Annotated in this window: 12 protein-coding genes; 11 read left to right on the forward strand and 1 reads right to left on the reverse strand. The window is 55.1% G+C overall.

Features of this window, described 5'->3' with window-relative positions:
• Positions 1–18: 18 nt before the first annotated feature.
• Positions 19–528, reverse strand: a complete 510-nt coding sequence (gene folK / locus ACY692_RS08865) for a 2-amino-4-hydroxy-6-hydroxymethyldihydropteridine diphosphokinase (RefSeq protein WP_462324997.1) — start codon at positions 526–528, stop codon at positions 19–21.
• 218 nt (positions 529–746) lie between these two features.
• Here folK and xerD point away from each other — a divergent pair, with 218 nt between their 5' ends.
• The 11 genes from xerD (at position 747) to lysA (ending at position 13,601) form a co-directional block, all read left to right on the forward strand.
• The gene (gene xerD / locus ACY692_RS08870) at positions 747–1,652 is read left to right on the forward strand and encodes a site-specific tyrosine recombinase XerD (protein ID WP_462324998.1); all 906 of its coding nucleotides are present in this window, start codon (positions 747–749) and stop codon (positions 1,650–1,652) included.
• The gene (locus tag ACY692_RS08875) at positions 1,649–4,315 is read left to right on the forward strand and encodes a CBS domain-containing protein (RefSeq protein ID WP_462324999.1); all 2,667 of its coding nucleotides are present in this window, start codon (positions 1,649–1,651) and stop codon (positions 4,313–4,315) included. The genes xerD and ACY692_RS08875 overlap by 4 nt, the downstream gene beginning before the upstream one ends.
• A 67-nt stretch (positions 4,316–4,382) precedes the next feature.
• Complete coding sequence (locus ACY692_RS08880; protein ID WP_462325000.1) at positions 4,383–5,123, forward strand: basic amino acid ABC transporter substrate-binding protein; 741 nt, start codon at positions 4,383–4,385, stop codon at positions 5,121–5,123.
• 113 nt (positions 5,124–5,236) lie between these two features.
• Positions 5,237–6,031, forward strand: coding sequence for an amino acid ABC transporter permease (locus ACY692_RS08885; protein ID WP_462325001.1), 795 nt, complete (start codon positions 5,237–5,239; stop codon positions 6,029–6,031).
• A complete protein-coding gene (locus ACY692_RS08890) occupies positions 6,018–6,758 on the forward strand; it encodes an amino acid ABC transporter ATP-binding protein (RefSeq protein ID WP_462325002.1) in 741 nt (246 codons plus the stop codon). Before ACY692_RS08885 ends, ACY692_RS08890 begins: the two co-directional genes overlap by 14 nt.
• Positions 6,759–6,768: 10 nt before the next feature.
• On the forward strand, positions 6,769–7,293 hold the full coding sequence (locus ACY692_RS08895) for an HIT family protein (protein WP_462325003.1): 525 nt from the start codon (positions 6,769–6,771) through the stop codon (positions 7,291–7,293).
• 215 nt (positions 7,294–7,508) lie between these two features.
• The gene (locus ACY692_RS08900; protein WP_462325004.1) at positions 7,509–7,865 is read left to right on the forward strand and encodes a LapA family protein; all 357 of its coding nucleotides are present in this window, start codon (positions 7,509–7,511) and stop codon (positions 7,863–7,865) included.
• A gap of 177 nt (positions 7,866–8,042) precedes the next feature.
• Positions 8,043–9,179, forward strand: a complete 1,137-nt coding sequence (locus tag ACY692_RS08905; RefSeq protein ID WP_462325005.1) for a tetratricopeptide repeat protein — start codon at positions 8,043–8,045, stop codon at positions 9,177–9,179.
• A 12-nt stretch (positions 9,180–9,191) separates the two neighbouring features.
• Positions 9,192–11,831 carry a DNA mismatch repair protein MutS gene (mutS, locus tag ACY692_RS08910; protein WP_462325006.1) on the forward strand — a complete coding sequence of 880 codons (2,640 nt, stop codon included), beginning with the start codon at positions 9,192–9,194 and terminating at the stop codon, positions 11,829–11,831.
• Positions 11,824–12,267: a hypothetical protein gene (locus ACY692_RS08915; RefSeq protein WP_462325007.1), complete on the forward strand. Its 444-nt coding sequence runs from the start codon at positions 11,824–11,826 to the stop codon at positions 12,265–12,267. Before mutS ends, ACY692_RS08915 begins: the two co-directional genes overlap by 8 nt.
• 80 nt (positions 12,268–12,347) lie before the next feature.
• Positions 12,348–13,601, forward strand: a complete 1,254-nt coding sequence (gene lysA / locus ACY692_RS08920; RefSeq protein WP_462325008.1) for a diaminopimelate decarboxylase — start codon at positions 12,348–12,350, stop codon at positions 13,599–13,601.
• Positions 13,602–13,771 lie beyond the last annotated feature (170 nt).

Consider the following 13,771-nt stretch of genomic DNA (forward strand, 5'->3'; position numbering starts at 1 on the left):
AAGATTATACAGCCCTGTCTAGCCATCCTGCCTGATTATGTTTCCCTCTATGGAACAGGCAAGCCCCTCTACCACTTCTCCCACGGTTTTGCCAGAGGGAAGAACGAGATGGGGGGCGATTTCCAGAAGAGGGACCATCACGAACCCCCGTTGTTCCATCCTGGGATGGGGCAGCGTCAGCCAGGGCTCATTGCTGGTCTCGGCAGCGAACAATAAAAGATCCAGGTCGATCATCCGTGGACCCCACCGTGTTATGCGTACCCTGCCGAGAGAGGATTCGATACCAAGGAGGGTTCCCAACAATTTCCACGGGGTCCAGTCTGGAGAGCACGCGATCATGACCACCTGATTGGCGAACCACGGCTGGTCGCGGACCCCCTGCGGTTCGGTCATATACACCGAGGAAGCATCCACCATGGCAATGCCGGGCAGGGCACACAGTTTTCTCCGCCCTTGTTGGAGATTCGCGGTGGTCTCCCCCAGGTTCGACCCCAGGGAGATATAAGCGGTGCGGTTTTCGTCGGTCACGGAAAGCCCATTGGTTGGGATATGCAAAGAGGTGGCCGATCCGCCCCTGCCAAAAAGGTGAACACGGCAGGATCAATCGGTTCCGTTGGTTCCCCGTTTGCGGCGTTCCGGATGAACACAGCCATGAAACCCGTTATCCTTTTCCCCTTGTGCCTGCAAGTCTGGATGTGTATGTGGTCATGATCATTGCGGAACCCAACGGTTATGGGAGAACATGCGTGGCGCAACCACAAAATAATCAGGACTGTATCGACCGCTTCCTCGAACACCTGGTCGTGATACAGGGACTGGCCGAAACCACCGTTGCTGCCTACCAAACGGACCTGCACTCCTTTGGTGCATTTCTCAGGACGCATGGACTGGCCCTGCAGGAGGTCCGGGAGGACACCCTTTTTCTCTATCTCAGGTACCTGTTGACCCGGATCGGTTCCCCCAAGACCCAGGCAAGGCATCTCTCCACCCTTCGGCGTTTCTTTGCTTTTGCTCTTGAGGAAGGGGCGGTCTCTGACGATCCCACCCTTGGATTGAGCAATCCCAAAATCGCCCGGACCATTCCCGACGTCCTGACCCAAGTGGAAACGGACCGACTGTTGGAAACACCGCGGATCTCTACCAAATTGGGACTCAGGGACAGGACCATGCTGGAGATACTCTACGGGGGGGGGCTCCGTGTATCGGAACTGATCCATTTGACCCCGCTGGATTATGATCCCCAAACCGAAATCCTGCGTATATGGGGCAAGGGCGGAAAGGAGCGTATCGTGCCCATCCACCCCACCGCCGCGGAATTTCTGTCCGTTTATCTTGCATCCCGGGTCGCCCGTTTTTCCCCAAAACAGGAATATATATTCCTGAACCGTTCTGGAAACGGACTTTCGCGTCAGGGAGTATGGAAAATCATCAAACGGTACGGGCGCGAAGCGGGCATTACCAAGTCCATCTCCCCGCACACCTTGCGCCATTGTTTTGCCACCCACCTCCTCGAGGGGGGGGCCGATCTCCGCACCGTCCAGATCCTGCTCGGGCACGCGGATATAGGCACGACCGAAATCTATACCCATGTCCAGACCCGACGACTCCTGGACATCCACAGAACCCATCATCCCCGCTCGACCCCCACATGACCAAAAAAAAAGCCCACACCATCATAACCGCCCACACAAATGCGGATTTCGACGCCTTGAGTGCCATTGTGGCTGCTGGAAAATTGTACGAAGATGCGGTCCTGGTCTTTCCCGGATCCCAGGAACGTAACCTCAAGAATTTTTTCATCCAAAGCGCCACGTATCTATTCGATTTCAAGTCGGCCAAGGAGATAGACCTTTCGTCCGTCAAACAGCTCGTTCTCGTGGACACACGCCAACGGGAACGTATTCCCCACGTTTCCGCGGTGCTGGATAACCCCGACCTTACCGTACACATCTATGACCACCATCCGGATTCCCCGGAAGATCTCGCCGGCGATGTCAACGATATCAGGCCATGGGGTTCGGCAACAGCCATCCTCATTTCGATCATCAGAGAACGGGGGCTGTCCATCACGCCGGACGAAGCGACCATTCTCGGACTGGGCATCTACGAGGACACGGGGAATTTCACCTTTTCCTCGACCACGTCACACGATCTGGAGGCCGCCGCCTGGCTGGCCGCCCAGGGAATGGATTTCAACATGGTCGCGGATATGGTCAACCGGGAACTCAGTGCCGACCAGATATTCATCCTGAACAACCTTCTCGAGTCGGCCAACACCCACACCATCCGCGGGATTGATGTGGTTGTGGCCGACGTTTCCCTGGATCATTACGTTGGCGATTTCGCCCTGCTAGCGCACAAGCTCCTGGAAATGGAGAACATCCGGGTCCTCTTCGCCCTGGGCAGGATGCAGGATCGGGTCCAGGTGGTCGCCAGAAGCAGGACCGCCGATGTGGATGTGGGGACCGTCTGCTCCTCGCTTGGCGGCGGCGGTCATCCCTATGCCGCCTCGGCTTCGATCAAGGACAGGACCCTGGAGCAGGTCAAGGATGAACTCTTTGGGCTGCTCTATTCCCAGATCACACCGGACATCGATGTCCGGTCTCTCTGTTCCACCCCCGCCGTGGTCATCGAAAAGAACAAAACACTGCAGGAGGCTGCGGAACTCATGACCCGGTATGGTCTCAAGGCTATCCCGGTCATTGAACGGGGTACCTTTGCGTGCGTGGGCATTCTCGACCATCAATTGGCGGAAAAGGCGGTCATCCACAGGTTGGGTGAGGTCCCCATAAAGGAATATATGCTCAGGGATTTTTCCACGGTGACCCTGGACCTGGATCTCTATCCGGTCATGGAAATCATCCTCGGCCAGGGGCAACGACTGGTGCCCGTGCTTGACGGCCATGGGAATATTTACGGGGTGATCACCCGCACCGACCTCATCCACACCCTGGTCAGCGAACCGGCGCGTATCCCGGAAACCCTCGTGCCGGAACGGGGGAGGGAACGGCAGATCAAACATCTCCTCAGGGAAAGGCTGCCCAAGGAATTGTTCGGGTTTTTGGCCGGGGTGGGCGAATTGGCCCACGAAAAAGGTCTCAACGTCTATTGTGTGGGCGGTTTTGTTCGGGACATTCTCCTCCATCTTCCCAACTATGATGTCGATCTCGTTGTCGAGGGCGACGGGATCGGCTTTGCCAGGGCCATGGCCCGAAAATTCGGTGGAAGGGTCAGAGAGCACCGCAAGTTCAAAACTGCGGTCGTGGTTCTCGAGACCGGGGACAAAATCGATGTGGCCACCGCCCGTCTCGAGTATTACGAGTACCCTGCCGCCCTGCCGACGGTGGAGCTTTCTTCCATCAAAATGGACCTCTTCAGGCGGGATTTCACCATCAACGCCCTTGCCGTCCAGCTCAACCCGGACCAATTTGGACGATTGGTGGATTTTTTCGGGGGGCAGCAGGATATCAAGAACAAGAACATCAGGGTACTGCACTCCCTGAGTTTCGTGGAGGACCCAACCCGGATCATTCGGGCCATCCGCTTTGCCCAGCGGTTTGGTTTTTCCATTGGTGGCCAGACCGAGCGGTTGGTCAAGAATGCCGTGGAGTTGAACATCTTCCATAAACTCTCCGGGAGCAGGATATTCCATGAGATCCGGCTCATGCTTGCGGAAAACAAGCCCGTGGCCTGTTTGAAGGAAATGGGACGTTTCAAGCTCCTCAAGGCCATCCATCCCCTCCTGTCCATGGATCCTGCCAAACAACGCATTCTCGAAGAGATCGAAAAGGTTGTCGCCTGGTACAGGCTCTTATACCTTGATCCTTCTCCCCATCCCTGGGTCGTTTACATGCTCGGATTATGCGCCGGTTTTAACGGCTCCCAGGTCCAGATCCTTGTGCGACGACTCAATTTGACCCAGAAAGAGAGTGATTTTTTGGACAGTCTCAGACAATCCACAAAAACGACCATCGGGGCCCTCTACCACTGGGAACAGACCGAACAGCGTTCGAGCGATCTTTTCTTCATACTCGATCCCCTGGCCCTCGAGGGGATCCTGTATCTGATGGCCCGGAGCCAAAAGGAGAGTATGCGCAGGAGCATTTCCCTGTTCTTGACCCAGCTGAGAACCCAGTCCATCGACATCACGGGCAAGGATCTACTGGAAATGGGCCTCAAACCGGGGCCGGTATACGGAAGGATATTGAAACAGGTCACCGCCGCCAAGCTCGACAATGGCTCCCTGGGCCGTGAGGACCAGCTAGAACTGGTCAAGACCATTGTCCGGAACGAACCGAACATGCGCTTTTCTTGACCTACACCCTGGAATGACCTAGAAAACCAAAATTTATGCCACCACCACTATGAGGAGGATCCACACCATGATGAAAAAGGCATTGTTCACTTTGGTAGCAGTCTTGTTCCTTGCAAACGTCGCCGTTGCAAAAACTATTGTTTTTGCCTCGGACGCAACCTGGCCCCCCATGGAAATGGTCAGTGCCGACAAAGAGATCGTTGGTTTCTGCCCAGAGCTGGTCAAGGCCATAGCCACGGCGGCAGGATTCACCGCAGTGATCAAAAACACGGCGTGGGACGGTATCTTTGCCGGGCTCAACGCAGGAAAGTACGATGCCATAGCCTCCTCGGTTTCAATCACTGAAAAACGGAAAAGGGTTATGGATTTTAGTGACCCATACTTCGAGGTCAAGCAGGGGGTGGTCACCAGAAAAGGTGCCGGCATAAAAAGTGTTGCCGACCTGAAGGGCAAGAAAATCGGGGCCCAGATCGGAACAACCGGATATTTCGCCTCCAAGAAAATCGAAGGGGCCAAGCCAGAATCCTATGATGAAGTCGGTCTGGCCATCGAAAATCTGAACAATGGACGCATCGACGCGGTCATTTGCGATGACGCCGTGGCAGCGGGATACGCATTGCAGAACAAGAACTACATCAACACCCTGACCCTGGCCTTCATGATCGTTCCGGACAAACCCGAGTACCTGGGGATAGCCGTGAACAAGGGCAACGATGATACCCTCGCCCTGATCAACAAAGGCCTCAAAAAGGTCAAGGCCAATGGCGAATACGACCGTATTTTCAAAAAATGGTTCCCCACGGAGTAACCGTTTTTTTCCAGGACCAATGACAGGAAGCCGCACGCAGCGGCTTCCTGTCATTTTTGTCGTATCCCAACGTCCTTGTTTCCCAAGGTCGATATCATCCATAAGGCATTTTCATGAGTAAAAATGAAGTCAACATCAATGTGGGCGACGGCGCGGCCATACCATCCCAAAAGGACCGGGGGTTGTTCAGCGCCTGGTGGATCTCCTTCATCGGTGCCCTGGCGATCATCGTCTATCTTTGTGTGCATGAGCCGGATCCCTATCTGGATATTCTCAAGTTTCTCCCGGACGGTATCCTGGTCACCTTTCAGGTAACCGTCTACTCCATCCTTCTCTCACTGGTCATCGGGCTGATCACCGGACTCGGCAGACTCTCCAGGAACAGGTTTATCAACCTGATCGCCTCCACCTATGTGGAGATCATCCGGGGCATTCCCCTTTTGGTACAACTTTTCTATATCTATTATGCCCTGGGGAAGTTCGATTTTTTCAGCAGCCTTCCCCCGCTTGCGGCCGCAGTCATTGCCATGGCCATCTGTTACGGTGCTTATATGGGTGAGGTCTTCAGGGCTGGAATAGATTCCATCGACCACGGCCAGACCGAGGCCGCCAGAACCCTTGGGTTCAATCGAACCCAGACCATGTTCCTGGTCATCCTGCCCCAGGCATGGCGGACCATTCTTCCTCCGGTGGGCAATGAATTCATCGCCCTGCTCAAGGATAGTTCCCTGGTATCCATTCTGGCTGTTGCGGATATCCTGCGCAGAGGGCGTGAATTCGCCAGTGAATCCTTTTATTATTTCGAAGCTTTTACCATGGTGGCCCTGGTCTACCTGGTCATCACTCTGATTCTTTCAAAGGGCGTAAGCCGTATGGAGCACAAACTGAATTATTATGAACGACACTGATCCCATTATCCACATAGAGAACGTCTACAAGTTCTTCGGTTCGCTCAAGGCCCTGGAGGACGTATCCCTTTCCATCAATCCCGGTGAAAAGGTGGTCATCATTGGTCCCAGCGGCTCGGGAAAATCCACACTGCTCCGGTCCATAAACCGTCTCGAAGTCATTGATAAGGGGTCCATTCTCGTTGATGGAAAGGATGTCAATTCCCGACAGAACGATATCAATGCCATCCGGCAGGAGCTGGGCATGGTCTTCCAGAACTTTAATCTTTTTCCGCACAAGACGGTACTCGACAACCTGACCATGGCTCCGATGCGGTTGAAGAAGGTTCCCCGGGCCACAGCGGAAAAGGCCGGTATGTCTCTGCTTGACAAGGTCGGTATTCCGGACAAGGCAGATGCATATCCGGCCATGCTTTCCGGGGGGCAACAGCAGCGCGTGGCCATTGCCCGGGCACTGGCCATGAACCCGAAGATCATGCTCTTTGACGAACCCACGTCCGCTCTGGATCCGGAAATGATCGGCGAGGTTCTCGATGTCATGGTCAAACTTGCCCGCGAGGGCATGACCATGGTCGTGGTCACCCACGAGATGGGGTTTGCCAAGGAAGTGGCCGACCGGGTCATCTTCATGGACGAGGGCATGATCGTGGAGTGGGGAACACCCGAACATTTTTTTGAGAATCCCGAGCATCCGCGGACTAAAAAATTCTTGAGCCAGATTCTGTAGGAGTGTGACTATGCAAACCCTGTGGGCCCCCTGGCGGATCGACTATATTCTTGGCCCCAAACCCGATTCCTGCGTGTTCTGTATCCCCGAGCACACCCGTGAAGACCGGGAACGGCTCATTCTGCACCGGGCCAGACATTGTTTTGTGATAATGAACAAATTCCCTTATTCCAGTGGACATCTCATGGTCACTCCGTATAGACATGTCGATACGCTCACGGATCTGACGGCAGAGGAAGGCCATGAGGTCATGGACTACCTGCAGACGGCCAGTGATATTCTATCCCGTGTCTTCCAACCGCAGGGGATCAATATCGGTTTGAACCAGGGTGAAGCGGCCGGGGCCGGGATCGAAGAACATCTCCATTTCCACCTTGTCCCACGGTGGGTAGGAGACCATTCCTTTATGGCGGTCAGTGCTTCGACAATGGTCGTTCCGGAACATCTCGAAGCCACCTACGCCAAGTTGCTCCCCCATTTCGGAGCCCTCAAGGATCGTACGGGTCAGGATTGGGAGTCTCCACCTCCCCGGTAGCTATTCAGGTCAACATTTGACTATTGCAACACCGTAAACTGGAGGAGTTAAGAAATAGGAGCCCAACATGCTGGCCGCGTATAATTTCTTACCTCCCCAAAATCTCCAAAATTTTATAACTCTCTAAAATTTTTAATATTTCAAGGCAACCTATCTTTCCCCCCACAAACCCCTGGGTTTGAAAAATATCAACCGTTTCAGCAAGGAGTATTAACATGCGTTATCTGAAGGTCCTGTGTCTGGTAGCCCTGTTTTTCGTATCCATGCTCTTTTTTGTGCAGAATACGGACGTTTTGGTCCAGACCCTCACTCTCCAACTCGGGCTTTTTTCCTGGCACGTAACCAGCGCCCCGGTGCCGCACTATCTGCTCATACTGCTGGCATTCGTTGCTGGGGCCATCTTACCCCTGGTATATTTTATGTGCGAAAAAATCCGTCTGACGCGCGAGCTCCGTGTGGCACGCAAGACCATCAAGCAACAAGAAGAGGAACTCAACTCTCTCAGAAATATGCCCATCGAGGAGAGCGACTATCAGCCGGAAACGGTTTCCGTGGAACCGGAACAGGCATAATCCCGCTTGCTATGGAAACCGCTCCTTGCCATCCCTGCAAGGGGATGTTCACACGGAACCCAGCACACCGCCTGCCCCGATAGACCCGGGGCAGGTGCGCCTTTTTTCTAGGTTGACAAATAAATCCGGCCATTTTTTCTTATACTGGAAACGGTTCCAACGGGGTCAAACGATCGCATGACACTGTGGAAAAAAATCCTGTCCGCAATGGGGACAAAAACATCCTCCAAGGACGCTGGCTCCTCACTGCGCATGGAGAGCGGCAGTGCCCTGTCCACCAGGGATACCCTGGCCGCTATCGGGGAGTTGAGTCGGGTTGTCAAAAACAACTCCGACAGTGTCGAGACCTATTTGGCCCTTGGAAATCTCTACCGTTCCCAGGGGGAGATAGAGCGGGCGATACAGATCCGCCAAAATTTGATCATCCGACCGGGGCTGGACAATGATTTCAAGGGACGGGCCTATTTTGAACTCGGCAAGGACTACAAGAGGGCCGGCTTCATGGACAGGGCCGAGGATGCCCTGAAAAACGCCCAAAAATTGTACGGACGGGACAGCTCGATCCTCCAGGAAATGGCCGATCTCGCCGCCAAGACAGGGGACTATCTCGCGGCCTCCAAATACTGTGACGGGCTCGGATTTCCCCTTGGTCAGGCGCATTATCTTGTCCGGTACGCCCACTACCTGGCCACTGGGGGGGCGGAAAAAAATCGCGACGAGGACAGAAAATGGCTGGCCAGGGCGATCAAGGTCTATCCGGGGTCCGTGGAGGCCTGGCTGGAATATATCATCCGCGATCACGACCGTGCCGACTGGAAAAATTTTAGCAAGCATCTTGGGGCGGGGCTCGGGCACATATCTCGGGAACTCCGTTTCGTTCTCCTCGAAGGGTTGATCCAGCATGGGATGAATACCGGCGGGGAAGAGCGGAACGATCATGTTCATCCGGAGGCCTGCGCCCGCGCTCTCGTCTGTATAACACCCTTTGCCGATGATCTTCTGCTCCTTTATTACGGGGCCCTCTTGCACATCCAGGCCGGGGACACCGAAGAGGCCAGGAATTGCTTGGAAAAATCACTGGTCCTTGATCCCGATTTTTGGCCCACGCGTCTCGAGGTCCTGCTCCTTTCCCTGCCCGAGCAATCCCTGAATCCGGTTTTCAGTGTCCAGCTCGAATTTTTCCTCAAGCGGGCCCAACGGGTGAAACGATTCGTCTGTTCCCACTGCGGCCTGAAACGGGAACAGCTTTTCTATGTCTGTCCCAGATGCCAAACCTGGCATTCCATCCGTTTCCGCAAATCCCTCAACGACTGATCCCTTTCCGGCATGACCAAGGCTAAACTCACCCCGATGCTCGAACAATACCTGTCGACCAAACAGGAATATCCGGATGCGCTGTTGTTCTATCGCATGGGCGATTTTTATGAGCTTTTCTTTGAAGATGCCGAAATTGCCGCCCGTGAACTGCAGATTGCCCTGACCTCACGCAATCCCAATGCGGACAACCCCGTGCCCATGTGTGGTGTTCCCCACCATGCCAAGAATGAATATCTCAAGCAGTTGATAGAAAAAGGGTACAAGATAGCTGTATGCGATCAGGTCGAAGACCCCAAGGAAGCCAAGGGGTTGGTCAGACGGGAGGTCACCCGGGTGCTCACACCTGGAACCATTGTCGAGGATCTCGCCCAGGAAACCGCTGAAAACCAGTATCTTGCCGCCCTTTTCACGGATGGCAAAAACGGCGGTGGCCTGGCCTGGGCCGACTGTACCACCGGAGAATGGACCGGGCTTGTGGCCAAGGACGTCAATTTCCTGTGGCAATGGGTCGGCAAGATACATCCCCGGGAATTACTCCTGCCCCAATCCGTTCTCATCCCTCCCCAACATGGTCATATCACTGCCAACGTGACCCATTTGCCACGTGTCGGATATTTTGACGCTGGTAACGCCAAGGAAAGGATTCTGCGGTCGCAAAATGTTTCCAGTCTCGATCCCCTTGATCTTGCCGACAAGCCCCTGCTCGTCCAGGCCTGTGGTGCCATCCTGGCGTATTTTTCCCAGACCCAAAAGCAGGACCAACATTGTCTCGCCCCCTTTTCTCCGATAAATCTTTCCGGTCAGGTCATGCTCGACGAGGTCACGGAGAGGAATCTGGAGCTTTTCACCCGTATGGATGGACGCAAGGGCAAAGGCACCCTCTTCCATGTTCTGGACGAGACAATGACCCCTATGGGCAAGCGTCTGTTGGAAAAGCGCCTCCACCAGCCCTCCAAGGACCTGCCCGCTATCCAGGCCAACCAGGAAGCCGTCCGGTTGTTTTTTGACGACCCCGGGTTGACCGGCAGGGTCCGCAGTACATTGGATGCGGTCTATGACGTGGAGAGGCTGTGCACCAGAATCTATCTCAACCGCTGCTCGCCCAAGGATTTCATCGGATTGCGCCAGAGTCTTTCCCGGTTTCCCAGACTCCAGGAGCTCCTTTTTTCGCTCACCACACCGCCCCGATTGTTGGAAAAGGTCCTTGCCGGATGGGACAACCTGGAATCCCTGCACGATCTCCTGCACCGCGCCTTGCTCGACACTCCCAACCACTTGATCACTGAAGGCGGTCTCTTCAAGCAGGGGTTTGATCCCGAACTCGATGAACTCATCGAACTGACCGAGCACGGCGAATCCACCCTGGCCGGACTCAAGGACAAGGAACAGCAGGAGAACAATCTTTCCAGGCTGAAACTCGGGTACAACCGTGTCTTTGGGTACTATTTCGAACTGAGCAAGGCCAGCAAAGAGCCGGTTCCCGATCATTTCATCCGGCGTCAGACCCTGGTAAACAGCGAGCGGTACATCACCGAAGAACTCAAGGAGCTGGAAGAAAAGCTCCTTTCCGCAGCCCAGAAACGCAAGACCAGGGAGTACGACCTTTTCACGGCCCTGCGCGGACAGGTCGCCTCGGTGCGCAACAGGTTTATGGCCATGGCCGGTATTCTTGCACGGATCGATTACTGGCAGGGGCTCGGCCATGCTGGACGCAGATGGTCGTGGGTGGTTCCGGAACTGCACACCGGGCTGGAACTTTCCATCAAGGGGGGGAGACACCCGGTTGTCGAGGCCGTGCAGGGAAGCTCCAACTATATTCCCAATGATTTGAACATGGCCGAAACGGGTCGGGTCCTATTGGTCACCGGTCCGAACATGGCCGGAAAATCCACGGTCCTGCGCCAGACCGCCCTGATCATGGTCATGGCCCAGATGGGATCGCTGGTTCCTGCGGAAAAGGCCTGCCTGGGATTGTGCGACCGGGTTTTCTCCCGTGTCGGGGCCTCGGACAATCTGGCCCAGGGCCAGTCCACCTTTATGGTCGAGATGAACGAGACGGCGAGGATTCTGCGCCAGGCCGGAAAGCGCAGCCTGATCATCCTTGATGAGATAGGACGGGGCACCAGCACTTTTGACGGATTGTCCCTGGCATGGGCGGTGGTCGAGGAACTGGCCAGACGGCAAGGCGGTATCCGTACCCTGTTCGCGACCCATTACCACGAGCTCACGTCTCTTGAAGGCGACATCCCCCAGGTCAGGAATCTGAACATCGCGGTCAAGGAATGGAAGGGCGACATCATTTTTCTTCGACGTCTGGTTCCCGGACCTGCTGACAGGAGTTACGGCATCGAAGTGGCCCGTCTGGCTGGGGTGCCCATGCCTGTTGTCCAGAGGGCCAGGGAGATCCTGGACCAGCTGGAGCGATCCTCCAAACGCCAATATGGCCAGGCTGTCAGGGAGGTCACCACCAGAGAACCCCTGCTCCCCGGTTTGGGGGGTGCGCAATCGGCGCGGGCTAAGGACGAACCCGAACCACCACCTCTCCATCCCATTGTCAGGGAATTGCAGGATATGGACATCGACGGCCTCACCCCTCTTGAGGCATTGACCCTCTTGAACAAATGGAAACAGGATGCACACAATGCCTAACACCACCAGATTGTTTGTTTTGGCCGCTTTACTCGTCGCCCTCTGTAGCTCAACCGGCTGCGGGCTCAAGGTTTGGCCGGAACCACGGGCTCAAGAGGACCGGTTTTCTTGGGAGGGAATCACCGCCACATCCCGAGATACCTGCCTGGATATCAATGCCACTCTGGAAGGCGCCTATGGCAACCTCTCCCGCGTGGATCTGGAATTGGCCCCGGCTGACGAGGAGTGCCCTTCCTGCCCCTTCCAGGCTCGGCAGACCATTTCCTTTGACATGGACGATTCCCGGATTACCCGTGATGGGCCGAATTTGGCCCTGGTCTATTGCCAGCTTCCCACAACAACGGGGTTCCGGTGGCGGATCGTGGGGTACAATGTGCATCCGTCGTTACAGTCGGTGCCATCTGAGGTGATGTTTGTCGAAAAGGCTGAACGATAAAGGATAAAGACCGAAAAATGTATCTCAACCGTAGGGGTGACCCATGAATCGCCCCTACGTTTACATTCAGGAGAAATTGCATGAACTATTTCGAGTATAAAGACGGCGAACTCCATGCCGAGGACGTCCGTATCAAGGAACTTGCCGAGGAATACGGTACCCCCCTGTACATCTACTCCGCCAAGACATTGCGGCGGCATTTCAAGGCCTTTGATTCGGCCTTTGAGAACATCGATCACCTGATCTGTTATTCGGTCAAGGCCAATTCCAACCTGTGCGTGCTCAATCTGCTCAAAAAGGAGGGATCAGGTGCCGATATTGTCTCCGGGGGCGAATTGTTCCGGGCCCTTCGTGCGGGCATCGATCCCAAGAAAATCGTCTATTCCGGTGTGGGCAAATCCGTGGCCGAGATCCAGGAGGCATTGTTTGCGGGTATTCTCATGTTCAACGTGGAATCCGAACAAGAACTCGAACGGATCAGCAAGGTGGCAACCGATTACAATTTCGGGGCCAACGTGAGTCTGCGCATCAATCCCGATGTGGACCCCAAGACCCACCCATACGTCGCTACCGGACTCAAGAAGAGCAAATTCGGCATCCCCATGGACCAGGCCGTGTCAGTATATGTGAAGGCACGGGATCTTCCCGGGATCACTCCCGTGGGCATCGATTGCCACATCGGGTCCCAGCTGACCACCATCGAACCGTTTATCGAAAGCATCGAACGTCTCAAAAATCTCCACGCCCAGCTCGCTGATAACGGTATCACCATCAAATATCTGGATCTCGGTGGCGGCCTCGGCATCACCTACCAGGAAGAGGAACCGCCCCACCCCAAGGAATTCGGTCTGGCCCTGAAAAAGGCATTGGAAGGTATGGACCTGACCCTGATCCTCGAACCCGGCCGGGTCATCGCCGGGAACGCGGGCATCCTGGTTACCCAGGTTGAGTATATCAAACAGGGAACCGACAAGGATTTTGTCATCGTGGACGCGGCTATGAACGACCTGGTCCGTCCGTCCCTCTACGGTTCCTTCCACCGCATCGCCGAGGTCGAACCCAAGGGACGCCCGGAAAAGAACGTGGACGTGGTCGGCCCCATCTGCGAATCCGGCGATTTCCTGGCCCAGGATCGGGACCTCCCGCAAGTGGAACCCGGCGAACTCCTGGCCGTCCACTCGGCAGGTGCCTACGGATTTGTCATGTCCTCCCAGTACAATTCCAGGGCCCGGGCGGCCGAACTCCTCGTGGACGGCGATACCACCCGTGTTGTCAGAAAACGGGAACAATATCAGACCCTGGTCGCCCTGGAAGAGGATTGTCTGGAAGAATAAAAACGGTTCCACAACCCGTAGGGGCAGATTCCATATCTGCCCTTTTCTGCATCCAGAACCCATACCCACGATTTTTGTGACCCATAGGGCAGATTCCATATCTGCCCTTTTCTGCATCCCGAACCCGTTTTTGCCCGTTTCCGGATATGCAATCCACAAGGGCGGATATG

The organism is Desulfoplanes sp., assembly GCF_054921335.1.